This is a genomic window from Bartonella sp. CL434QHHD (assembly GCF_042195145.1).
GTDB lineage: Bacteria > Pseudomonadota > Alphaproteobacteria > Rhizobiales > Rhizobiaceae > Bartonella.
The window spans coordinates 18,458-43,749 of sequence record NZ_JBHINT010000017.1 but is presented as its reverse complement, the minus strand read 5'-3'; the positions used below and the strand labels follow the sequence as shown (position 1 = coordinate 43,749).

Annotated in this window: 14 protein-coding genes and 1 riboswitch; of the genes, 3 read left to right on the top strand and 11 right to left on the bottom strand. The window is 37.4% G+C overall.

The features are described from left to right. A partial coding sequence (locus tag ACFILN_RS03655; RefSeq protein ID WP_375670881.1) for a ferredoxin--NADP reductase occupies positions 1 to 771 on the bottom strand: 771 nt, incomplete at its 3' end. An 804-nt stretch (positions 772 to 1,575) separates the two neighbouring features. On the opposite strand from ACFILN_RS03655, the gene alr reads away from it, so the two are divergent. Continuing rightward, complete coding sequence (gene alr, locus ACFILN_RS03650; RefSeq protein WP_375670879.1) at positions 1,576 to 2,691, top strand: alanine racemase; 1,116 nt, start codon at positions 1,576 to 1,578, stop codon at positions 2,689 to 2,691. Between the two features lie 1,534 nt (positions 2,692 to 4,225). Here the strand turns inward: alr and gcvP are convergent. From gcvP to gcvT, 3 genes are read right to left on the bottom strand one after another with little or no spacing between them, the layout of a single operon-like run. Further along, positions 4,226 to 7,021, bottom strand: a complete 2,796-nt coding sequence (gene gcvP / locus ACFILN_RS03645) for an aminomethyl-transferring glycine dehydrogenase (protein ID WP_375670883.1) — start codon at positions 7,019 to 7,021, stop codon at positions 4,226 to 4,228. Between the two features lie 5 nt (positions 7,022 to 7,026). Further along, the gene (gene gcvH, locus ACFILN_RS03640) at positions 7,027 to 7,395 is read right to left on the bottom strand and encodes a glycine cleavage system protein GcvH (protein ID WP_375631501.1); all 369 of its coding nucleotides are present in this window, start codon (positions 7,393 to 7,395) and stop codon (positions 7,027 to 7,029) included. 6 nt (positions 7,396 to 7,401) lie between these two features. Next, positions 7,402 to 8,514, bottom strand: coding sequence for a glycine cleavage system aminomethyltransferase GcvT (gene gcvT, locus ACFILN_RS03635; RefSeq protein WP_375631499.1), 1,113 nt, complete (start codon positions 8,512 to 8,514; stop codon positions 7,402 to 7,404). Between the two features lie 136 nt (positions 8,515 to 8,650). Beyond that, positions 8,651 to 8,748, bottom strand: a riboswitch (glycine riboswitch). Between the two features lie 448 nt (positions 8,749 to 9,196). Here gcvT and ACFILN_RS03630 point away from each other — a divergent pair. Both ACFILN_RS03630 and ACFILN_RS03625 read left to right on the top strand, forming a co-directional pair. After that, positions 9,197 to 9,859, top strand: coding sequence for an LON peptidase substrate-binding domain-containing protein (locus tag ACFILN_RS03630; protein ID WP_273791465.1), 663 nt, complete (start codon positions 9,197 to 9,199; stop codon positions 9,857 to 9,859). A 13-nt stretch (positions 9,860 to 9,872) separates the two neighbouring features. Next, positions 9,873 to 10,079, top strand: a complete 207-nt coding sequence (locus tag ACFILN_RS03625; protein ID WP_375631497.1) for a Trm112 family protein — start codon at positions 9,873 to 9,875, stop codon at positions 10,077 to 10,079. A gap of 2,602 nt (positions 10,080 to 12,681) precedes the next feature. Here ACFILN_RS03625 and ACFILN_RS03620 read toward each other — a convergent pair. The 7 genes from ACFILN_RS03620 to ACFILN_RS03590 form a co-directional block, all read right to left on the bottom strand. Then, positions 12,682 to 13,527 carry a hypothetical protein gene (locus ACFILN_RS03620; RefSeq protein ID WP_375670877.1) on the bottom strand — a complete coding sequence of 282 codons (846 nt, stop codon included), beginning with the start codon at positions 13,525 to 13,527 and terminating at the stop codon, positions 12,682 to 12,684. A 99-nt stretch (positions 13,528 to 13,626) separates the two neighbouring features. Further along, on the bottom strand, positions 13,627 to 14,289 hold the full coding sequence (locus ACFILN_RS03615) for a hypothetical protein (protein ID WP_375670875.1): 663 nt from the start codon (positions 14,287 to 14,289) through the stop codon (positions 13,627 to 13,629). A gap of 81 nt (positions 14,290 to 14,370) precedes the next feature. Beyond that, positions 14,371 to 15,153, bottom strand: a complete 783-nt coding sequence (locus ACFILN_RS03610; protein ID WP_375670873.1) for a hypothetical protein — start codon at positions 15,151 to 15,153, stop codon at positions 14,371 to 14,373. A gap of 1,731 nt (positions 15,154 to 16,884) precedes the next feature. Further along, positions 16,885 to 21,849: a DEAD/DEAH box helicase gene (locus ACFILN_RS03605; protein ID WP_375670872.1), complete on the bottom strand. Its 4,965-nt coding sequence runs from the start codon at positions 21,847 to 21,849 to the stop codon at positions 16,885 to 16,887. 581 nt (positions 21,850 to 22,430) lie between these two features. Then, complete coding sequence (locus tag ACFILN_RS03600) at positions 22,431 to 24,029, bottom strand: YfjI family protein (RefSeq protein WP_375670871.1); 1,599 nt, start codon at positions 24,027 to 24,029, stop codon at positions 22,431 to 22,433. Positions 24,030 to 24,041: 12 nt separating this feature from the next. Beyond that, a complete protein-coding gene (locus ACFILN_RS03595; RefSeq protein WP_375670870.1) occupies positions 24,042 to 24,956 on the bottom strand; it encodes a toprim domain-containing protein in 915 nt (304 codons plus the stop codon). Between the two features lie 99 nt (positions 24,957 to 25,055). Further along, the gene (locus ACFILN_RS03590; protein ID WP_015856773.1) at positions 25,056 to 25,256 is read right to left on the bottom strand and encodes an AlpA family transcriptional regulator; all 201 of its coding nucleotides are present in this window, start codon (positions 25,254 to 25,256) and stop codon (positions 25,056 to 25,058) included. Between the last annotated feature and the right edge of the window lie 36 nt (positions 25,257 to 25,292).

The following is a 25,292-nucleotide window of genomic DNA, read 5'->3' as shown; positions in this document are numbered from 1 at the left end:
AACAAGACCAAAGCTTTCACACATCCTTGCGCAATCTTTTAACATTGCCATGGAACCACAAATCATCACCCGATCTTCATCAGGATGAATTTTAGGAAGGCCTGTTGTTTCAAAAAAGTCCCCACTTTCCATAACCGTCGTAATACGCCCCATATGCTCAGAAGATTCACGAGTAGTCATAGGATAAAATCTCAACTGTTGTGCATATTCTCCAATGAGTGGATCTTGTTGCAAAGAGGAAACAAGATCTTTTGCATAAATTAACTCATTCTTTTCGCGCGTTGTTTGAATAAGGACAACTTCTGCAAACTTTTCATAAGTTTCAGGATCACGAATAAGGCTTGCAAAAGGAGCAATTCCCGTCCCAGTTGAAAGAAGATAAAGACGTTTTCCAGGAATAAGAGCATCAAGAACCAGCGTTCCTGTAGATTTTTTACGCATGAGAACTGTATCACCAATTTTAATTTTTTGGAGATGCTCGGTTAAAGGTCCCCCTGGAACTTTTATCGAAAAAAACTCAAGCTGTTCATCCCAAAAGGGGCTTGCAATCGAATAAGCGCGATAAATCGGCTTTTCTGCATTTGGCAAACCGATCATAACAAACTCACCCGAACGAAAACGAAAACTTTCCGGACGATTCAGACGGAATTTAAATAACCGATCTGTGTAGTGACAAACCTCTTGGACAGTAAGGGCGAACACATTCTCAGGAATCGGAAAATTTGCAACGCTGCTGATGCTTGACGGAACATTGGTAGCAGACGTATTCATACTCTTCCCTATATTTTATTGAACGTTAAATTTCGAATCCTTGACGTGATATAGTACTTGCACAACCATCTGCCAACAATTTTCTTAAAACAAAAGCCTCAAGGTTAACACTTTTATGTCAAAATTAAATAAATGAATCTAGCGCGCTCTATCAGCGATAAAATTGATTTCACTTAAAACCAATCAAAGACTAGAAAGTAAATATTGGATACCCAATCCATCTTGAAAATAAATAATATCCAAATCAACGGGTTTTCTAAGTCAACAGTTTTTAATGTATCAGAAAATGTTTACACACTGTTTTCCATTTAACAAAAATAATTTTAAGTGCATAAGACGACATCCAAAATTGCACAGATAAGTGATCTTTCCCCTCATGGTAAAAAACTTGTAATGCATTGATTTAACGTGGTTAATTTAATCATTTTATCTTCTCTGAATAAGCAGCCAGTGCAATATTTAATCAAAACAATCGCACCAGCAACAACAGCCTAATATTGCACTCTTCAAAATGATACAATACAATAAACTATGTTTTATTTTTTATATGCCTAAACTAGGGAAAATAAGTAAAAAGTTTATGTTTTACAAATTATTAGAAGATACCATGTTGATAACAACACAAATAAAACTAAAGTATCTCTTATATCCAAAGTAGCATTTTACATAAAAAACGACTTTAATGGCAGTATAGGATTCTTATGATTTTGACCATAGAAAATAGTGCCTTTCCCTATATCGTAAAGAACCTCAATGAAATAACCAAAAAACCCCGTATTTCACGAACACAGATAAGCTTTTAAAATGAAAAAATCCGTTAATGATGAAATAGATATATCACTCTATGCAGCTGTAGCAACCGTCGATGTCAGTGCCATTGTTGCCAATTATATCACTTTAGCCAAACGTGTAGCTCCAACACAATGTTCAGCAGTTGTAAAAGCAAACGCCTATGGATTAGGAGCTCACAAAATTGCTCCTGCCCTTTATCAAGCTGGTTGTCGCACTTTTTTTGTCGCCCAAATCATAGAAGCACTCCAATTAAAAAGCATTTTACCATCAAATGTCACGATTTCCCTTCTGAATGGACTTCCACACTTAGCAGAAGAGTTTGTCGCACAATCTGGTATTGTTCCTGTTCTAAACTCTTGGAATGCCATTGAAAATTGGCAAAAAATTTGTCAAAAAAAAGATAAAAAATTTCCAGCAATTGTTCAAATCGATACCCATATGAACCGATTAGGACTTAATCAAAAAGAATTACAAAAACTCATCAAACACCCTACAATTTTCGAAAAAGCAGAAATAAAATATATTCTTAGTCACCTTTCTAACGGAGAAGATGATACCCATCCATCAAATTATGCCCAATTGACTGCTTTCAAAACGATCCTTGCGCAATTGCCTGCTTGCAAAGTTTCCTTTGCCAATTCTGGAGGTATCTTTCTAGGATCAGATTTTTATTTTGATCTTGTTCGTCCAGGCATTGCACTTTACGGAGTTGATCCGCGAGGAAAACACCCGTCACCTCTGAAACCTGTTTTAAAACTTGAAGCCCAAGTCATTCAAAGCCGCGTTGTTGATATAGGAGCACCTATTGGTTATGGAGAAAGCTTTATAACCAACAGACCAAGCACTCTTGCAACCATTTCTATAGGCTACGCAGACGGCTGGCTCCGTGCTCTTTCGAATAAAGGAACAGTTTATTTCAACGGGCACAAACTTCCCATGGTTGGGCGGGTTTCTATGGATTCCATTATTGTAGATACGACCGATCTTGAACAAAAACCTCAAACAGGTGACTGGGTAGAACTCATTGGCCCCCATCAAACACTTGAAAAAGTATCTATAGATGCCGATACCCTTCCCAATGAAATTCTAACATCTCTTGGCTCCCGCTATAAATACATTTACACATAAAAACTCTTAAAAAAAATAAATTGATAAAAATCATCCTTTTAGAAAATTGAGGGGCTTTTACAAAAGATTTTACAACAATCAACCACATAGAATGGTCATAGACACCGTGCATTCACAGAAATCTCAAAACAGACAAGTTGATGGACTGTTTTATGGAAGTAGCTTTCACCCAAAATACAAAAACATAGCCTTTCCCCATAAATTGACAAAAAAGCATCTACTACAAAGTTTTTAAAATTAACTGCCCAATTAAAATCATTCGCTTGCATACCACAAGCTGAACTATGTGTAGATAAAAATGATTTAAGAAAGGAATAATACCTCTTATGAACCATAGTGCCAAGGGCTATAAACATTAGGCGCTGGAAAAGTGTATGATAGTGCCAACTTCCTTCTTCATAGAGCGTAAAGATAGTGGGGAATCAATGGATTTACCCTTACACCATTCACGAGCACCGTCGCGAAATGGGATTGGGAGCGAAGTGTCTCTTTAAAACAAACACGTGAATTAACAACTCAAGTATATTCTTTTTGGAGCGTTCTGTTTTACATGAGGATCATTCCCCCACTAAAGAACACAATAAATATAAAGTATGGAGCAATGTGTAATCCCCATTATTAAAAAAATATTGCTTTAAATGCTTTTGAAAGCCGCAAAGCTGAATTAAGAGGAGATGACAAACTGAGGATTGATTTTCACCTTTACGGCTTTACATTTTCCCAAAATTAGATTGTCTTCCAGTTTCAAAGGTTACGTCAACAGAAATACACAATCCCCCCGCCCTCATCTGACAGACAAAAGCAGGAACGACTCATAAAGCTCTTTTTTTCTCAATCTCTAACTTAAAACATGTCGCTGCGTTAAGTTTGGATGTTGATTTACAGGCAACAGCGAAAGCACACGGGCTCTTAGAAAAACAGCGCCGTAAAGTCACAAACTGACCTGCAATGGAGTGGAAAGATGTGCCGGCTTTTTATAAGACCCCTTGTAAAAAACAACCATAATACATTTGGCTTTGCGTTTGCTCATTCTGACAGGTGTTCTTACATATTTTTGCGTCATATTTATAAAAAGCAGATTAAAGAGAAATATTTAGACAATTCTTGACTCGAAAAGATGCAACAACAGAGTTTCGCGTGTCTTTATCATCAAAAACATTAAATTTGATTTTATTCTTTCTACAACCGGTCGTCGTCACCTTAGTGAGAAGTAGTATATCACAACACATGCAACAGACGTGCCCCTATCCTCATAGGTTTCACTCTCGTTTACATGAATTAGCTGGCTAGACCGATGCCGACTAGTCACTAAAACCATGTCATACGGTAGAAGACAAAGGAGAGCATGCCTATTGCCGACAAAACACAGCTTTTTTGTCGACTTTTTCGATTTTGCTCATGTTGTAAAAAAACAATGCAAAATTCTAGAAAATAGACAAATAACGCCATCATGATCAACAAGTAAAAAACCCACACAAAATGTGTGGGCTTTTTTTGTTTATGCAAATAAATAAATTAAATACATATTTGTTATTTAATAGGTATTTCCCAATGGCGGGCACGAACAAATGAGCATTCTGTCTCCCGCAACATTATCAATACGCGATACAGGAGGCCAATATTTATTGGCTGGATCAAGAGAACTGTTGGGAAAAGCAGCTTCTTGTCGCGAATAGGGTCGTGCCCAAGCATCATCTAAAGTATCTGCCACTGTATGAGGGGCATTCACCAATGGATTATTGTCTTTTGGCCAAACCCCGCTACCAACTTTCTTAGCTTCTTCAGCAATAGAGAGTAAAGCATCACAAAAACGATCAATCTCTGCTTTTGGTTCTGATTCCGTTGGCTCAATCATCAAAGTTCCCGGAACAGGGAACGACATCGTGGGCGCATGAAATCCATAATCAATGAGACGTTTTGCAATATCATCAACACTCACCCCATACTGCTCTTTCAACACGCGTGTATCCACAATACATTCGTGCGCAACACGTCCATGCTTGCCCCGATAAAGAATGGAATAAGCGGCTGAAAGACGTGCAGCAATATAATTGGCATTTAAAATGGCTATTTGTGTTGCATATTTTAAGCCATCAGCCCCCATCATTCGAATATACATCCATGTAATCGCAAGAATAGATGCACTTCCATAAGGAGCAGCAGAAACCGCATGTGTTGTCCCATCCTGTTCATGACCTGGTAAGAATGGTTTGAGATGCGCAGCAACTCCAATTGGTCCCATACCAGGACCACCACCACCATGAGGAATAGCAAATGTTTTATGAAGATTCATATGACAAACATCAGCGCCAATATCCGCAGGACGAGCAAGACCCACAAGGGCATTGAGATTAGCACCATCAAAATAAACTTGTCCGCCATTTTCATGAATAATAGAACAAATTTCCTTAATGCTTTCCTCGTAAACACCATGGGTTGAAGGATAAGTAATCATGAGAGCGGCCAATTTATCTTTATGCAATTGCGCTTTCATTTTGAGATCGTCTACATCAACATCACCATCGCTTAAACATTTTACCACAACGACTTCCATCCCTGCCATATGGGCCGAAGCTGGATTGGTACCATGCGCAGATGCAGGAATAAGACAAACTGTACGTTGATGTTCTCCCCGTGATTGGTAATATCGTCGGATAGCCAAAAGACCAGCATATTCACCTTGAGCACCAGAATTTGGCTGAAAAGAAACTTGCGCAAATCCTGTAATTTCACACAACCACGCATTTAACTGATTGATCATCTCCAAATAACCCGCTGCATCCTCTTGTGAAACAAAGGGGTGTATATTGGCCATGCTCGCCCAACTTACAGGCATTAGTTCAGCCGCGGCATTAAGCTTCATTGTACAAGAACCAAGAGGGATCATAGCACGGTCCAGCGCCAAATCCTTATCCGCCAAACGACGCAAAAAGCGCATCATATCTGTCTCTGAATGAACAGCATGAAAAAAAGGCTGAGAAAGAAAAGCAGCATCCCGTTTTTTTCCAAAAAGTCGTGGAGAAACCTGATCGCCTAATTGTGCCCCAAAAAGCTGCGCTAAAGCACCAGCATCTTCTTCTGTCGATAATTCATCAAAATTGATTGCAATAGTGTCATCATCGAGAACACGAATAAGGCGTCCACCTATTTTGGCTTGATGCGCAATCTCTCGCGCTTTTCCCTTAACAGAAATACTCACACAATCAAAAAAGCTTTTCCCTTCAACATGAACCCCTGCTGCTTCTAAACCAGCAACAAAACGACATGTTAAATGATGAATTCGCTGCGCAATTTCTTGTAAGCCTTTTGGCCCATGCCAAACAGCATAAGCGGTTGCCATATTAGCCAATAAAGCCTGCGCTGTACAAATATTTGACGTCGCTTTATCGCGCCGAATATGTTGTTCGCGTGTTTGCAAAGCTAAACGAAAACCAACACGCCCTCTCGTATCCACGGATTGACCAACAATACGCCCTGGAATAAGCCGCGTTAATGCATCACTCACGGCAAGGTAACCAGCATGTGGACCACCAAATCCCATTGGAACGCCATAACGCTGCATAGAGCCAACAACGATATCTGCCCCCCATTGAGCCGGTGGCTCCATAAGGGTAAGCGCTAAAGGATCAGCCACAACGATAACTAAAGCTCCCTTTTCCTTTGCCTCTTTTATGATCTCACTGTAATCATGAAAAGAGCCTTTTGTATCTGGCCAAGATAAAACAATTGCTGCTGTATCAGAAGCAATTTCGCCATTTTGGCTAATCTGAATCCCTTGTGTTTCAGCACGCGTTTGTGCAACACTCAAAATCTGAGGATGTAAAAGGCTCTGAAGAGAAATTTTTGTTTTTTTCTCACGGGAAAAGCGAAAAGCGAGAGCATTGGCTTCAGCTAAAGCAGTTGCTTCATCAAGAAGAGAAGCAGCAGCAACAGGCAAACCTGTTAGTTCACTAACCAATGTTTGAAAATAAAACAAAAGTTCTAAACGACCCTGGCTAATTTCTGCTTGATAAGGCGTATAAGCAGTATACCAAGCCGGATTTTCAAACAGATTTCGTAAAATAACCGGAGGCACATAAGTTCCATGATATCCTTGTCCAATAAAACTTTTGTGCACATGGTTACGCTCCATCATCTTGGAGAGTTCTTCCAAGGCTTGTCCTTCACTAGCAGCCTCTGGAAGATTCAATGAACGTCCCAAGTGGATAGAGTGTGGAACAGCTTGAGAAATGAGTGTATCAACACAATCAAGCTCTAAAATATCAAGCATTTTTTGTGTTTCATCAGGACGCAGCCCAATATGTCGAGAAGAAAAAGAACGCTCGATCATGCCACTCATCCAATCAAAGCCTTATAAGCATCTTTATCTAACAACCCTTCCAGTTGTGTCTCATCCTGCAATGTCATTTTCCATAACCAGCCTTCTGTTTCGGATTTCTGATTCACCAGTTCAGGATTATCAGCCAAGGCTTCATTTATTTCGACCACTTCACCATCAAGAGGAGCATAAACATCTGAAGCCGCCTTCACTGATTCCACAACAGCCGCCGCCTCTCCTTTGGAAAGTTTTGTTCCACTTTGTGGTAAATCAACAAAAACCAAATCCCCTAATTGCTCTTGCGCATAATGCGTAACCCCAACAGTCACCACTTGCCCTTCAACGCTAAGCCATTCATGGTCTTGTGTAAAATAAGTTTTAGACATAAAAAATCATCCTTTAAAATAACGTTGTTCAACAAAGGGAAGTGAATGAACTGATAGTACAATCTTTTTGCCTCGCAGTTCTGTAAAGACTTGTGTCCCTTCAACTTTAAAATCAACAGGAACATAACCCATCGCGACAGGACCATCAAAAGAAGGACCAAAACCACCTGATGTTACAACGCCAATCTCATTACCTTGATCATCAAGAAGCACCGCACCGGCACGAATAGGTTGACGCGTTTGCGGTTTTAATCCAACACGACAACGAGCAGGTCCTTTTTGCAGTGCTTCAAGAAAAGCTTTTGCACCATAAAATTGTGCTTTTTCTCGAACATTTTTAGGAACAGCCCATATTAGAGCCGCATCAATAGGTGTCGTATCAGGGGTAATATCATTTCCATGCAAACACAGCCCTGCTTCCAACCGCAAGCTATCGCGTGCTGCAAGTCCAATCCACTCAACACGAGAATCACTCAGCAATTTTTCAGCCAACATATGCGCATGCCCTATAGGCAAAGCAATTTCAAAACCATCCTCTCCCGTATAACCAGAACGCGTTATAAACCAATCCTGCTGTGGTTCGAATCCTTGCATAAAGAACAATTCATTCCCTGGTAAATCGGCATCAGCAAGAACAGCTGCCGCTTCAGGACCTTGAAGAGCAAGCAATACCCTTTCAAGGGCAATCACTTGACATTCAAAATCAACCGCACGCTTTTCCAATTCTACGAAATCAGCCTGTGCATTCCCAGCATTGGCGACCAACATAAAACGGCCCTCTTCCAAACGGGTAATGATAAGATCATCAAGAATACCAGCCTGCTCATTAAGCAAATAATTATACCGTGAATGCCCAATCTTTAAAGCTGCTGCATCAATGGGAAAAGCATAGGACAAAAATTCCACGGCTTGTGCCCCTTCAACCGCAATTAATTTCATATGAGAAATATCAAAAAGTCCTGCATGTGCACGCGTATGAAGATGTTCTTTCAAAACGCCAAGAGGATAAGTTAAAGGCATGTTCCAGCCCGCAAAAGCACCAAATTTTGCTCCTGCTTTTTCATGCAAATCATATAAAGGAAGTGTTTTTAAAAAAGATGTTTCTTGTGTTGTGCCCATAATAACTCCAAAGCTGCGCTAACGCCCACAGAATATGGCCGTCTCTGCCCCCTCTGTCATCAACCTGAGAGACTCGCGAAAAGATTTTTCGCTTACACCTTCGGCGCGGGTTCTCCCGACTTTCCAGATCTGCCTTCTTCCTTTTACGGTCCTTAAAGCCTGAGAGATTATGGGCTATTTCCCCTTCGGCGGCAATGCGAAAATTTGCAATCTGCACTCTCCCGCAAAAGAATGAAAGAAACAATAACGCTCTTTCCAGCATATTTTAACCTATAGCCTATCTTTATCACACTGTCATTAGTAAAGTGATGAAAATGTTCTCATTTTAAAACTTGCATAAGCTGCTTCAAAAGATTTATAATAGTGTCCTTTTGAACCTTACAAAAATTGCAAGGAACACATTTTAGGAAATTTAAGACAAAAATCAAAAGCTATAAACAAAAATACCTCTTGAAAATCATGCAAAACGTCACACACTAAAAAGATCGCAAAGCAATATTCTTTCGCGCGCAGTTCAACCTTAAAGATAGGGTTTCATATTCTTTTTTAGAATTAAGGACTTCAAGTATTTTATAAGTATGATTTTAATGCACAAGAAGTGGTTTTTCTGCTTTACTCCATAGTGTCATAAATTGCGACTATCTACAGACTAAAACTACCGAACAAAGGTGACAAAATACTCATGAAAGCTGGTAATATCTCTTACAATTGCGAAAATGATCTTCCAAAGCAAATTGCTCTTTTTCCTTTAGAAGGTGCACTCTTACTACCCGGTGGTTTTTTATCACTCAACATTTTTGAACCAGAATCACTTGAAATGATTGAAAACGTTATGGTAACTGATCGTCTATTGGGCATTATTCAACCACTTTCATCGGATACAGACCGCTTCTCTACACAACTTTATAAAACAGGCTGTATAGGGCGCATTACAAACTACAGTGAAACAGGAAATGGACAACTGTTCATTATCTTACAAGGTGTTTGCCGCTTCACCTTAGAACAAGAATTGACAAACACAAAATCCTATCGAACAGCTCTCATCCAATCAAACATAAAAGACTTGCAAGAATTTGATATTGAAGAAAACATTAACCGAGAGAACTTACTCGACGTTGTAGAAAAATATCTAACCATACATGAAATGGAATATAATTGGAGCAGTATCATAGAAGCCCCTACACCTATATTGGTTAATGCTTTTTCAGCCCTTATCCCCTTTACACCAGCAGAAAAACAAGCTCTCCTTGAAGCTCCAGATATCGAAAGCCGTGCCCAAACTCTTCTTGCATTAACAGAGCGCTCACTCATGAAACAAACAAGAACAGATTACCGCTTAAACTAATGAATGTCCCAACATGAAAAAAATGACCACAGATCCCAAAATGCTCGAATTGCTCGTCTGCCCAATAACGAAAGGCACTCTCTCTTTCAACCGAAAAACACAAGAACTCATTTCTCTCAAAGCCAAACTTGCCTATCCTATTCGTGATGGCGTTCCCATTATGCTTGCCTCAGAAGCGCGCCCTTTGCAAAACAATGAAGAAATAACGCATAAAAAATAAAAAACCCTCATGCAATTTTCCTCTACAAGCCCACTGCTATCAATCCTCTATCAATATGATATCTCAATATCTACGATTTCTGAAAAAAGAGTTTTACAATAAAGATATTTATATCGCTTTACACCTTGTAACAAAAGCCAAAAATATCATCAGATTCATCTCATTCCAGCCTGTTCATACTGAAGCAATCAAAAACATTCGCTTGCACCACACAAGCATCTGAACAAAAACAATTAAAAAAGGGAATAAAAATGGCTCTTCTGAACTTCTTAAAAGCAAGAATTATAATAACATTTTGAACCAACTCAGGTAAATGAAATTTATTTATTAAATATAAGATTGTTATATTTCATGAACTTTACGTTATACCCTTCACGAGCAACATGTTTGAGATACCTCGATTTAAGATGAAGAAAAACGATAAGCTGTATCATCTTATGTATACCATATCGGGACAAGAATATTTATCTGTTTGTTTACTTTTCAAAGCGGGGAAACAGCCTAATTTTGGGGAGAAAACATAAAATCGTAAAGGAGAAAATCACCCCATTACCTTGCCATCACCCTTTAATTTCGCTTTACAATTTTTACAAGTATCTAAAGTATCTCAAGCAATATTTTTATGTATAATATACGCATTAATTACGTGAAAACTTGAAAAAACAAACAAGAAACACTGTTGTAATTTCAATTGACGATTGAAAGTAATTGCCTTATGAAGGAGGCTTGTGTTTTTGGTTGTATACGCGACAATCAAATAGGGTCTGGAAGCCCGAAAAACTCAAACTAGAAATAAAACCGCTTTTGCGGATATCCCGGAATTTCCGGGGGCTCTTGTTATGTCCAAGTGCTTTCAGCACTAAAAGCAAGGGGCTGTTTTGAGTCAGCACTTCCAGACCCCGGAAACGCTTATTCCATAAAAACATAATAAATTCAGTGTGTTATATACAATTATTTTATATGAATCCACTTAAGAATCCACATNCGGAAACGCTTATTCCATAAAAACATAATAAATTCAGTGTGTTATATACAATTATTTTATATGAATCCACTTAAGAATCCACATTTTTATGCATGATTCATTTGACCATTTTTGATATAAGATTGCCATGTATGAATAGAGCATAAAAAGCAAATCATGATGTAAAGATTATAACGCATGTGTGTATTCAAATGAAATGAAAAGCTGTTATCATTCATAACAGTTTATAAGTTTTATGATACGTTTTTATCACTTAAAAATCGCATTGAAGTTAGTAATATAGACTTTTTTAATTTCGTTAAATTTTTAGCGAAACTATTATAAGCTTATAAGTTTAATTTATAAAATTGCATAAAAAGATTTAAAGACAAAATCATATTTAAAACGCTTTCTAAAAATTTAGAAAACGATAGGCAGGCATTATACAGATCCTATCATCACAACAGATATGAAATTCAAAATGCTATATCTTATGAAATGAAAAGCCTTTTAATGAATAGATTGCAGGCTAGTCTTTAAGAATGGAACTATTCGCTTCCACAAAAAAATGGAAGCAAATAGTGCCATGGCAGTAGAATTACTATTTACTTTAGATTTGGTACTAAAAACGTTTTAAAAGTTATAGTTTAAAAATACGAAACCAAAAGAGCTCTTTCCAAATTTGGGGGCAGCTATTTAGACAAGATCAGCAAACAAACTTCAAAACCGTTGTAACATCATAAGGTATGGGATTTTACTCAATTTTGAATCAAAAGCTGTAATATTTAAGAATGCTCTATTCTAAGATAACATCCCCAAAATGGACCGGCTAATATTTAAAGAAATTAGGTTTTAAAGAAAAGTACAAATACGCTTATGAGAACCTCTTTAAATGGACCTTTAAACGTTTGAAACATAAAATGAGATCTTTATACGAAACCTTAAAACTTTTTTTTATTACAGTTGTAACTTAGTTATCATTTGCTCTTAAGAACGTTTCATTTATGAAAAACGAAGATCTAGATTTCACAGCAGAGCAAAATTTTGAAAACCTTACATTTTATAAAAGCGGTTGTTTATTGTCTTATGAGAGATTGTTTTAAAAACCAATGTTCATAAATGTAAAAGAACGTTTTTAAAAAGACATTTGTTTAATAAGCATTTGCTTTTGATTTGTTTGATTTTAGACAAAGCGTTCTTTTAATTCACTCAGTTCGATTTTGAGCTTAATATTTTGAAACGTTTTTAAAAGAAGCGTCATGATCATGTGCTTTGTTTTAAATGAATCTCTTTAAAGATAAAGACGTTATGTTTGATACGTTTGATAGCAACGAAAAGCGTTTATAGGCTCTCTTATTCAAATAAGTGATTAAAGATCATACGCATCGTTTACGTTTCTTTTGATAAGTTTTCATATCTCTCATAGAGCGCTTGCAATATGATACGTTTTGGATATATGCATTCATTACTCCATTGTGGATGATTCATTTTAATCAATAAGAAACGCTATTTGAAAGCCGCGTCATATCATTTGGCACGGCTTTCTTTTTTAAACTCTCTCTTTTATGATATGTTTATTAGCAATGCGTTTTATATGCGTTTATAACCATAAAGAAAGCACGCCCCCCACGCCGTTCTTTATTCTGTTTTATCAGTTATATTGACAACATTATCCCTTTCATAAACCTCACATTTTTTTGGAACCAACCTTACTTTGCTTTTTTTATTGATTTTTGCATTGCCATAAACACGCCCCCAGATCGTTGCACAATATGAGATTTTAGCATTGCCATAAACAGAGCCATAAATCTCACAAGAGCCACTCACACAAGCATTTCCATAAACCTTGCCATAAATTTTAGCACGACCATTAATAACAGCATAATTATAAACTTTTGCATGGCTATAAATGCAAGCAGAGCCACAAACCTTGGCATGACCATAAACGCGTGCATAACTAAAAACCGTAACATCATAAGAAACATGCGCATGGTCATAAATATGAGCATCAGCAAGAATGCGGGCACTACCATTCACATGAGCATACCCATAAACATTGCCATAAACATGAGCATCAGCAAGAATGCGGGCACTACCATTCACATGAGCATACCCATAAACATTGCCATAAACATGAGCATTGCTATAGACAAAAGCATGGTCATAAATTTTTGCATATTGAGAGATAAAAGCCTTTCCATAGACTTCAGCATTGCCATAAACTTGACCACAGACTTGCGAATAATGCCGTATTTTTGCATCATCATACACCCTTGCATGACCATAGACACAAGCCTCATCATAGACCCAGCAATTGCCCTCATGGGATAGGTTGACTTCCTTTTCAATAAAGCCGCCTAAAGACCCCGCCTTTATATCATCAAAATCTTTTAAAGCTTTAATGCGATAAAGGTTTATAATATTTCGAGTAAGAGCATGTTTGATTTTTTTGATTTCACTGGTTAATTCATATTTTTTGCACATAAGAAGACCCTCACAATCTAATGTGATAAACGTTTGATAAAATTTGAAATGGAAAAATTGAGTTGGAAAGCAGGCGCCCCCGCCGCGCCCGCGCATTATTTACGCAGCGTTATTTTCAATAATCTTTACAACGGTATCGTTTTCATAAACCTCACAATTTATGGGAACCCAATATAAATCACTATCTCTTTTTAATCTTGCATTGCCATATACATTACCTCTAATCACGAAATAACCAGAGATTTTCGCATTACCATAAACAGAGCCATAAACATCAGTATGACAGCCCACGCTAGCATTCCCATAAACCTTGCCATAAATTTTAGCCGCGCCACTGATAACAGCATGATCATAAACTACCGCCTTGCTATGAATACGAGCATTTCCTGATAATTTTGCATTGCCATAAACCCGCGCCTGATGATAAACCCAAGCATTATAAGAAAGATGCGCATTGTCATAAACATGAGCATTTGCATAAACGCGGGCACGGTCACATACATGGGCATTGCCATAAACACTACCCATTATAATAGCGTTATTAAAAACCTTGGCATTTTCATAAATATGGGCAGGATTTAAAACAAGAGCATTATCGTAAACCCAGCAATTGCCATTATGAGAGAGGTTACTTTCATTTTCAATAAAACCACCCAAGGCACCAACCTTAACATCGTCAAAATCCCTTAATGCTTGAATGCGATAAAGAGTTTGATTATTAAATACACGTGTCTCATTTGTGAGTGCAAACTTTTTTTGCATAGCACAATTCCTTTATAAAAAGATTTGAATTTTAGAATGAAATGTTTAAAGAGGGGCGCCCCCGCCGCGCCCGCGCGTTATTTACGCAACTTTATTTATATCCTGATCAGCACCACAGACATCTTCAGAAAATTTCTTATTTTCTTTAAGCACAGCATTGCCATAAATCGTTGTAAATTGGCAAATTTGTGCTTTCCCACTCACATGAGCATTATCATGAATTTTTGCAAAAGGACCAACACGCGCCGAGCCAAAAACCTTGGCATTGTCATAAATATTGCTCCCATCATAAATTATAGCTTTATCAAAAACATGAGCATTGCCATAAGCTTTTGACCACGCAGCAAGGCGTGATTTCCCATAGACATGGGCATCATTAAACACAAGCCCACTCACATGAGCATTTTCATAAACACGGGCATTATCGTAAATAAGAGCCCCCTCAGTAATAACGGCATTATCACTCACAACGGCATTGCCAAAAACATAGCCACCAATTTTTGCATTGCCATTAATGATTGCATTGTCATAAACATGTGCTTTATTACTCAAAACCCATGCCTTATCACTAATCACGGCATTACCATAAACCTTAGCATAATTCACAACACAGGCATTATTGCGTATTTTTGCATTTTCGGAAACGCTTGCTTGGATAACCATAGCATCATCATAAACCCAGCAATTGCCATCATGGGATAGATCGCTTTCATTTTCGATAAAGCCGCCAAGGTCCCCCGCCTTTATATCATCAAAATCTCTTAAAGCTTTAATGCGGTGTAAAGTCACACCGTTAACAACGCGGTTTTCATTAGTAAGTTCATATTTTGGAGATGTTTTTTGATTTTTAACTGTAGCATTCATGCTAGTAATCCTATTCAATAGAGTTTTTAATTGACAACCCTAAAAGGGCGCCGGGCGCTAAAAACACGGTGAATAGTCCGCCGCTATGCTTTTCCCTCGCGAAGGGTATTGTATGGCATAGCTACACCCGACATAATCATTATACGCTCTTAAAGCATAAAAGAAAGCCAGTCTTTTAAAGAAATGGGAGAAACCTTATCGTGGTTTACTCGCTATTCATATAGTGTTTTTAGCACTTGATTATTTATATAACAAAATACGTATTTATTGTCAAACGATATTTTATCTTTTTTTGATATTTTTTTGTATTTTTTAAATACGTTGTGTATTGATAATATATTATGCTTATCAACTTCTTCTTTTATATTTATGTGCTTTTAAAGCTATATTATGGGCTTTCTTAAACGATTGCGTTATTTTCTGAATCTATACATTTATAATATTTAAAAACGCTCTCATCATGCGTATTTTTATCTTTACAACCTATCATGTTTTTTGCTAAATGGTTTTTAAAGATTTCTGTTAATTTCTTTTAATAACACATTTGCAACTTAACAGCTTTTTATAGGAACTGTTTTTATAACCAATGTGTTCATTTGCATGTGATTATGAAAGCCTGCTTTTTTCACGCGTGCTTTATAGCTGTTATCTTCTTTATAGCCACCGCATCATTTTTCATTTTTATAAGAGAAATGATAAATAGGATAATTGTGATTTATAAACCGTTATGAAAATATCTAAAGAGAGAATAATAATTATAGAGATGAGCAAAATCGCTTTTAATAGACTTTTGTCATTTTTGTCAGTTTAGTCAGTTAACTCTAACCCCTATAGTATTTTTTTAATGAGATAAAAAATTAAAAACATTATATTTCAATATGTTAGTATTTCAATGATACAACCCTTATTAAGATACAACCCATAAATACAATCAATAATATATATTTGTCAGTTGTCAGTAAATTGAACTGACAAACTAGATTATTTTAGTGTGTCATTAAAACGTGTCTTATGAAAAGCGTATGAAAGTAAAAACTGATTACGTTATTAAAATCCCTTGTATGAATTTTATCAGTTCATTTAAATAGATAACCTTATGATTTTAGTGAGTGATTAAAACACGTCTTAAAAAAAGCATGTGATCCTTTAAAGCCTTTCAAAAGACAGTTTATAATGATAAGAAATCCTATTAAGACTATTATGGTTATGAGTTTAGGGGGTTATGGGGGTTTTGGGGGGGCTTTTTACCCCCCCTTTATATATATTTTTTAGTCAAAAATAAAAGTTATTATATTTCAATAAGTTAATCTTTCAAATAAACAACCTATATTAAACATAACACATAAATACAATTTTTAATATATATCTAAGAGGGTTTTGTAGGTGTTTTGGGGGTTTTAAAAACAGACAAAACCTATAAGTAATATAAGAAAATGAATATATATAACTCTCTTTAAACAAAGCTATCATTTTAGATTACGGTATAACCTCTTAAAGGCAATGTAAAAAAATCTAACTCTATTTAAGATGGGGTTTCTTATAAATCTTAAAGCAATCCAAATGAGAGTATCTAAAAGTGCAAGTTTTTTCTTTTTAGAATAACGCATGATAAATTATCCTTTTAAAGATTATATGTAAGCAATGTATAAAGGGGTATAGGAACCTATAGGTATAAGACCTTATACCCCTTTATGCGTTTATCATACCCATTACGTGAGCATGCTTTATAAGTTATTCAGTTTCTCTTAATACCAATTTGGGTAAGTTCTTAACGATTTTCATTGTCTCTAAACTTACGGTAATAACCCTCTGAAATAACTCTAGAGGGTAGGCAGGGTTGCCAATGGTTTCAACAGCATAGCGATTGGCATCATTAACAATGCCGCTCTTTTTATCAGTCTTAACGCATTGACGCCCCATAACCCATTCAAGAGCGGGTTTACCATTGACGATATACTCATAAGCTTCTTTAGGGATATCTGTCATGGTAATATTGCTATTGTAAAAAACAGTCGATTTATCCTTTTCCTTACTATTCTTAATTTTTGCGAATTTCATTTCAGTCACATAATAAAACTTTTCTGGATTAGAGATCTCTGTCTGTTTTGGATTACCCTTTTTAAAGGTCACTGGATACGGCTCTACAGTTTCATAGTTTACGTGCAAATGACCCAGTTCACGCCCTGCTGTTACAAACTTCCAAAAATCATCAGCACTCTTTACACAAGGAATGCGAGGTAATTCTTTGCATAAATTATCAGCATAACGAGAGCGATAATCTTCCGAATGAAGCAAACCGTAAACGTAATAGAATAGATCATCTTTAGTGATTTTTTCATTAGGATAAGCGGCTTTAAAATGTGCTAGCCCCTCATCAGTAATGGCATCACGTCTCTGTAAACCAGATGTTGTGTTTTTCTCTGTAGAATTTGCAAATAAATGGGATTGTTTTTCACTTTTACTTTTTGAAACCGTAGTATCTTCGTAAATATATCTTGGAAAACATTGACTAGCAACCATTGCATTAAGATCAGGTAAATTTTTAATCATCAGAGTAGAAAAACCATTTACTCCTATACCTGTAATTTGAATGCCTCTATTTTCCACTTCTTTTCCCATCGGGAATATACACGGCATTTGATAAACCATATCATTGAAAATGCGATTATAATAGAGCCATTGCTGTATAAAAGGACGATATAAACTTTGCGTAAGGCATGCATTTTCAAATTCAAAAATCTTTCCTTTTACTAAGTCTTGTTTAAGAGCACGGCTCCAACTGATTTTTCTTTCATCGGCATTAACAAAATCATTTACAGCCTTTTCACGTATTTTATGATCAGTATGTACATAAGTATCATTAAAACGTTCTACTTCGCTATTATAGAAGGCAATCATATTACTCATGTTCTTTTTTAAAGTTTCACGGCTTGAGTTATATGCCCACGCATCACGGCTCGTCATAATTCCACGGGAATAAGTTTCAAACAGTTTTTTATCATGCCCTTTTTTAACACCTAGAGCTAGGAATGTCTTGAAACTATCATCACGTTGATTAATCCAATCACCATGTTTATCCGGTGTAATCATTTGCCAGCTTTGTTTACGTGTAATACCACCAACACTACCAAAGGATTGAAGCATCTCAAGTTTTTTTTCGGTGGAAAGATTATTACCAATATCATGATAATAAATTTTACAAGGTCCAATAGTATTGGGATTTTTGATAAATAGCGTTACCGCAATACCAGTCATACTACCATTGCCGAAAATATTTTCACCTTCTTGAGCGTTATTTTTATTCATCATATTTTTACGGATATCACCTCGTAAATTAAGTACATAAATACTCGTAAATTCGTTGGCTAAAGATTTTCGTAAGCTGTCCATTGTTGGCTTTTCTATGTAACCAGAACCAGAAACAAATCCGATTACCCCAGCATTATCAATACGGTCACTAGCCCAGCGAATAGCACGGATATAGCTGTCATAAAGTGCTCGTATATTCGTTACTTTCGATTGAGCAGCATAAGTTTTACGGATACGTTCATCTAATATGGGATAAGGGCTGTTCTTTGCATTATCGTTTTCATTTTTTTGTCCTACCGAATAAGGAGGATTGCCCAAAATAACTTTAATATCCAGTTTCTTTTGATGCTCTAAATATTCACTGTTTTCTTTGAATAATTTTTGCAGAAGGTTCTTTTCTTCAAGCATGCGGAAAGTATCGGTCAAACCAATATGCTTGAAAGGAATGTACTCACCTTTCATGATACTATGATAAGTCGATTCAATGTTAATCGCTGCTATGTAATAGGCAAGCAAAACAATTTCATTGGCATGGATATCATGACGGAATTTGTATTCCATATCCTCTGGTTTGATGAGTTTTGATTGTAAAAGCCGTGTGATAAAGGTACCCGTTCCAGTGAAAGGGTCAAGAATAGAAACACCCCGTGATCCCAAGCTTTTGCCAAATTCATTACGCAACACATCATCAACAGAATGAATGATAAAATCAACAACCTCAACGGGCGTATAAACAATCCCAAGCCTATCCGTGGTTTTCTTAAATGCCTTGGCAAAAAAGCTTTCATAAAGCGTAATAATAAGATTTTGCCTTGCTTGTGGTGTGGTAATCCCAGAAGCACGAAGCCTTACACTGTTATAAAATTCTTGTAATTCCTTGGATTCTTCCTCGATATTGGTTTTATCAAGTTCTGTTAAGATTTTTTCCATGGCTTGCGAAATGGCATTGTTTTGCACAAATTCATTTCCTTCAAACAAAGCTTCAAACACGGGACGCGTGACAAGATGTTGCGCTAACATCTCAATCGCTTCTTCTTGCTTGATTTCACTGTTTAAGTTGTTTTTTAGTTCTTTATGAAAGACATCAAAAGCATGAAAGGCTTCACTGTTTTCATCAGAAAGCAGATTTTGGAGATGCGTGATATGGTTTTGTGCAATCTCAGCAACATTGCCCGCCCAATTTTCCCAATAGTCCGCAATAGCAAATTTCTTCGCAATAAGGGTTTTCAGAGCATTGGGAAACTCTTTATAAAAAGGTAATCTTCCTGTTACGCTATGAATAGTTTTTGGTTCATGAGCGGCTTTTCCAATCTCAAGCCCCATATGTTCTGATTTTTCATGAATATGAAGTTTATCCTCAACAGCGGTCATGCTCTTTAAGGCGACAATCTCCAAAGAATCACTAACATCTTGCCCCAAAATCATCTGGTTAAGGGTGATTTCAAAATTCTCATCATGAGCAAGCAAAGCATTGATCACTTTCCAGACCACCTTGTATCTCTTGTTGTAGCGTAAAGCATGTTCAGCAGAAACCCCAGCAGGGATCCCAACGGGTAAAATGATGTAGCCTCTTTTCTTGCCCTTTGCACGGCGCATGATACGCCCCACCGCCTGTATCACATCCACTTGGCTTTTGCGCGGGTGTAAAAACATAATGGCATCAAGAGCAGGCACATCCACCCCTTCAGACAGACACCGAACATTGGTGAGCACACGGCAAGTATTTTCCCCCACATCTTCCTTAAGCCAATCAAGGGCTTTATTGCGCATTTTGGCACTTTGTGTTCCATCAATATGATCAAAGGTACACTGAAGAGGCGGGGTATCTTTATAGAGTTGATGAAGATTAAATAATTCTTCCTGTATTTCTTCAGAATTGAAGGTTTTACGAATGCGTTTAGACGTCTTGATATCTTTACAAAAAGCCAAAGCCCGCCGCATAGGGTTAGGGTCATCACTTAAATCAACCTTTAGATCTATTTTGGCAAGGGCTTGATAACAGCCTATAATCTTGGTTTTATCATCAAGAATAAGTTCATAATTCTCATCGGTCATTAGATGTTGAATGGATTGACTTACTTCTTCTTCATTAACACCCAAAACAATAATCTTATAAGGTGCTAAAAGTTCATTCTGAACGGCTTTTGAGAAAGTATAGGTATAAAGCTCTTTTCCATAGAGTTCTTCATCATCCATAGAGGCGAGAACGGCATTGATCTCATTGGCTTGCTTTTTGGCATCATCGGTAAAGATCTTAGGGGTTGCTGTCATATAGAGGCGTTTTTTACCTCGAATGATGCTGTTATCATGAACCTTGATAAATTCAGATTCATTGTCTTCAGTTCCCAATGAAGCCCCAGTGGTTCTATGCGCTTCATCACAGATGATCAGATCAAATTCGGGTAAATCATACTTTTTTTGCGCATCAGAAATCACTTGAATGGAATGGTAAGTAGAAAACACCACGGTCATCAGATCATGTGAAACCTTACCCGCTTTACTAGCCAGTTCTTTTGCATCCGTGGTAGCCGGCAAGGCAAGATCAGAGCTATCAAATTCAAGAGCATCATTTTTATTCTTACGACGTTTTCCCACTTGTGTATCCGAACACACGGCAAAGGAGCGCAAGGGTACTTCTGTATCTTCTGTCCATTCACGGATTGTTTGAGATATGAGAGCAAGAGAGGGCACCAGAAACAAAACACGCTTGCCTTTCCCTGCTATGGTTTCTGCTATCTTCAAACTGGTGAAAGTCTTGCCCGTTCCACATGCCATAATCAGCTTGCCACGGTCTGCTTCTTGTAAACCTTCACAGACTTTCTCAAGGGCTTCTTTTTGATGATCTAAAAGCTTTTTTTTGGGTTGCTCTTTAAGAACGGCTTGTCCTTGTTCTTTATACGCCCCCCAATCGATTTGACTGCTTTCCAAATCAAAAAGGTTTATGCGTTGAATACGAACCTCTTGCCCCTCACAAGTTAGTTCAACATTGTCACTCCAATCTGTTTCGGTGCTATCAATCAGAATACGACGCGTAAAGATCTTTTTGCCAGAAGCTGCTATAAAACTATCAATATCTTCTTTTTTAATTATGTGAGAGGCATCATAGCATTTACATTGAATGGCAGCATAGCCACCTTCATCACGGACTGTAGCGACTAGATCAATCCCAATATCAGTTCCATCTTCTCCATGCTCTTGCGCCCATTCCAAATAAGTCTGAACCTTTTCGTATTCTTGCTTTTGAAGCGGGTCGTTTGTCAAATAAGCCATGACAAGGTTTTCAAACATGGTTCCTAATTCACGGGGTGATTTTGCTTGTTGACGATAATATTCTAAGAGAGAGCGTAAAGAGACATGTTCATTATCAGACTTAACAGATTGAAGCATAAAGAATAGACTCCATGGCAATATATTCTATTGATTAATTCTCTTCAAAAGAATCAAAATGGAGTTTATTAAATTGATTCAAACCAAATATCGAGTGCAAAATGAGTTAAAGTCATTCAAAAGCCGATAAATTTTTTCAAAAAGTTTTTTAAAGGCTGTTTATCCACAGCCCATGACACGGGGTCAGATCAGCAAAATAGTGAAATTTGCTGTTTGTTTTATGGTTAATCAAGACAAATTCACTATGGGCTTTAAAATATCAGAATAAGTATTTTGATAGGTTTTATGAATTATTTTATAGATAGGTTTTGTCTGTTTTTAAAACCCCCAAAACACCTACAAAACCCTCTTAGATATATATTAAAAATTGTATTTATGTGTTATGTTTAATATAGTTTGTTTATTTGAAAGATTAACTTATTGAAATATAATAACTTTTATTTTTGACTAAAAAATATATATAAAGGGGGGGGGTAAAAAGACCCCCCAAAACCCCCATACCCCCCCAAAACTAATGATGGGGAGTGCTTTGAAGAGTTCACTGTTATATTGTTAATGTTCTATAAGATTTCCCAATTGCCTCAGTGTGATGTTTTATGGCTTGTCACTAAGGGATTCCATTCATAGCGTATGGTAGGGCGACCGCCTTGTGAGCTCTTGTCTCCAGAGATTTCACGTATATAGTTACAACGGCATAAAAGCTCTAAAGCTTGCTTAACGGTTTGATTGTCTGTTAAATATTTCCAATCACGTTTATAAACATCCCTTGCTGTAAAAACATCAGATAAATGATCACAACGCTCGACAATTAATTTTGCACGCTCTGCTGTTAATGTATCCCCCGCCGCATAAAGTCTTTTGACATGACTTAACAGATATTTTTCCCAACGCAAGGCTGTTGTAATGGCATAGAGTCCAATTTCTAAACCACCACCGTCAAGAAGTTCAAAAATTAACGCAAGACTTGCTATGGTCTTTGGCATTTTTAAAAGATGCGATTGTAAGCTTTCTGAGTGAGTACCTCCTTTTGCCTCTTTATGAAGATGCTCGAACCATTCATAAAACTTCACTTGTGCTTTAGGAGAAAAACGCATGATCAGTGGTTGTTCGGGAGACCCTAAGCGTTTATCACGAAAAGAGCGAAAAACTCCTTCATACTTTTGCCACCCTTCTTGATTGGGCGGTTTATCAACCAATTGCCACTCTTTATTGTCATCGGGCCAGACAATCATTTGAAAGCGTTGCAATAAACCGTCATCGTTTATTCCACGGTGTATGGCTTGAATGAGCGGAATAATACGTGAAGGTTGAATGCCTCCAATCATGGATAAAGTGACATAAGGGATAAAAATGGTTCCACGCTCGATACGGTCATAAGTAAATTGATCATCTCCATTAAAAGCTGTTAAATAAAAGGCACGGTCTGTTTGATATTCTCTTCGTTCCAGATTGGCTAAAAAACCAGATAATTCATCACGCACCATTAAGAGACCACGGGGGTTTTCTTTTAAGAGTTCCCCAAGCTTTTCAACGGTCACATCATTGACGATAAAACGAGAGACATCATCATCATGCGCATTGTCTTTAGAGAGGGTTTCATACAAAAGAGCACGGGCAGTTTCACACTCTCCTTTTCTTATCGCTTTATTGGCTTGTCTTTCCTTTTCTCGTTTATCTAAAGTTTCAAGTCTCTCTTCAATTTCTTGTTTTTCTTTCTGCTTTAACCAGTCTTTATACCATTCCTTTTGAAGGCAAGTAATGGGAGCTAAAGCGGCTTTCATGGCTGGTGTTTTCATGGTTGAAGGCTGTCCAATAAGAGCGCCCCAGAGATTAGGGACAATCGTCCAATCATCATGTTGTTTTGGAGCAACCCGCACGCCATTGCCGATGACAGCAGCCAAGGCACAGAGAGCAGAGACAGCAATAAAATCCATTGGAGCTTGTTGACGCTCTGAAACGTCATAAATATATTCCATGAATGGCATTGGGAGCTGTAATGGATTAAAAGGTTCAACGGGTAAAAGAGCACTCTCAATCTGTTGTAATTCCTTCCAACCGTTTTGTTGCAAGGCGACTTCATAAGGAATGGCTTTTAAACAAGTATTTTCGTTTAAAGAGACATTATCGTTATCATTGACGGGAGTATTTTCATTCTTGTTTTGTAAATTACTATCTTTCATAGTTTCCCTCTTTTAAGAAAGTAATACGTTATTAAAATCAGTTCCTTTTGGAGCTTGCATCATAAAGACCTCAAAGCCTTGGCTATAAGCACGTGCAGCTAGGGTAAAACCTGCTTTACGACCCGCATCATCGCCGTCCATTGCAATTGTCAGACGTCCTTTTGTATGGGGTAAATTCACACGCATCATGCCACTGGTTGAAAGAGAAGCCCATAAATCAACGGGCTCTGATAAAAACCCAGACAAAAGAGCCAGACCGGTTTCAATGCCCTCACAACTGACCAGATGTTTGGGATTGCCTTGACTTAAATGCACAGCACCACCTGTTACAGATCCCAACATGGCTTTTGCTGGTTTCTGATCTGTTTTGCAGCCATTGTCTTTTAAAAAGGTTCTATGAATAGCAAAGGAGCCAGCGCCCTTAACAAGAGCCACCAACGCGGGCAGTGTAATCCCTAAAGGGTGTGGACACTTGCTATGAAAGCGTAAATCAGTAGGCAAATCACATGTAATACCCCGCATACGTAAATAGGTTTCTGCTAAAGTATTTTTGATTGGTTGGCATTGTTGCCAAATTGCTTTTGCTCTCTCTGTTTTCTGTTTTGCTCGTTTGAGATCAGCAGAAATCTGTTTGGATAAAGAGAGCGTCTGATCATAAGCTTTATCAAAAAAGGCTTGTTTTCCAAGCAATCCAATTCTAATGAGCGCTTGTATGATCTCTCTAAAAGAGCAGCCAGCATAACAAGTGAGTAAAAGGCGCCCATCATGTCCATTGGTAAGGGATAAGCTAGGCAGCCTATCATCATGAGCAGGACAACGGGCTATCCCATAATATCCATGCCAAACTCCACGTAATGCACAAGTAATTTTTTGAGCTGTTGTATGCAATGCATAAGCATTGCTTGTTGTAGCATTTGTAAAATGCATAAAATCCCTTCCTGCTACTTGCATTACAGGACAGATTCTGTTATTTCGGGATTTGCGAAAGTCGAAATACTTTGTCTGTCCTATAAGGCGAAGTTTTCTTTAGGCGGCGTCGTTGCCGCGTTGGTTTTTTGCTTTTTCGATTACATCGCAAAGGTCAGATTGTAACCAGCGCGCTAAGGAACCAATCTTTAAAGGCTTTGGTACCGAGCCATCAGCGACCCGCCGCCAAAGTGTTGAAACGCTTATATTAAGTAGTTTTGCACTCTCACGTACTGTGAGGAGTGGTCCATTTGGAATCATGGAATCCCCTTTATATTAAATGATAGAATCACTGTT

What these genes read in the sequence shown, in the direction of transcription:
- alr (WP_375670879.1), top strand. Translation starts at nt 1,576, where the DNA reads ATGAAAAAATCCGTTAATGATGAAATAGATATATCACTCTATGCAGCT.
- ACFILN_RS03625 (WP_375631497.1), top strand. Translation starts at nt 9,873, where the DNA reads ATGAAAAAAATGACCACAGATCCCAAAATGCTCGAATTGCTCGTCTGC.
- gcvT (WP_375631499.1), bottom strand. Translation starts at nt 8,514, where the DNA reads ATGGGCACAACACAAGAAACATCTTTTTTAAAAACACTTCCTTTATAT.
- ACFILN_RS03610 (WP_375670873.1), bottom strand. Translation starts at nt 15,153, where the DNA reads ATGAATGCTACAGTTAAAAATCAAAAAACATCTCCAAAATATGAACTT.
- ACFILN_RS03590 (WP_015856773.1), bottom strand. Translation starts at nt 25,256, where the DNA reads ATGATTCCAAATGGACCACTCCTCACAGTACGTGAGAGTGCAAAACTA.
- ACFILN_RS03600 (WP_375670871.1), bottom strand. Translation starts at nt 24,029, where the DNA reads ATGAAAGATAGTAATTTACAAAACAAGAATGAAAATACTCCCGTCAAT.
- ACFILN_RS03605 (WP_375670872.1), bottom strand. Translation starts at nt 21,849, where the DNA reads ATGCTTCAATCTGTTAAGTCTGATAATGAACATGTCTCTTTACGCTCT.
- ACFILN_RS03595 (WP_375670870.1), bottom strand. Translation starts at nt 24,956, where the DNA reads ATGCATTTTACAAATGCTACAACAAGCAATGCTTATGCATTGCATACA.
- ACFILN_RS03615 (WP_375670875.1), bottom strand. Translation starts at nt 14,289, where the DNA reads ATGCAAAAAAAGTTTGCACTCACAAATGAGACACGTGTATTTAATAAT.
- ACFILN_RS03630 (WP_273791465.1), top strand. Translation starts at nt 9,197, where the DNA reads ATGAAAGCTGGTAATATCTCTTACAATTGCGAAAATGATCTTCCAAAG.
- gcvP (WP_375670883.1), bottom strand. Translation starts at nt 7,021, where the DNA reads ATGATCGAGCGTTCTTTTTCTTCTCGACATATTGGGCTGCGTCCTGAT.
- ACFILN_RS03620 (WP_375670877.1), bottom strand. Translation starts at nt 13,527, where the DNA reads ATGTGCAAAAAATATGAATTAACCAGTGAAATCAAAAAAATCAAACAT.
- gcvH (WP_375631501.1), bottom strand. Translation starts at nt 7,395, where the DNA reads ATGTCTAAAACTTATTTTACACAAGACCATGAATGGCTTAGCGTTGAA.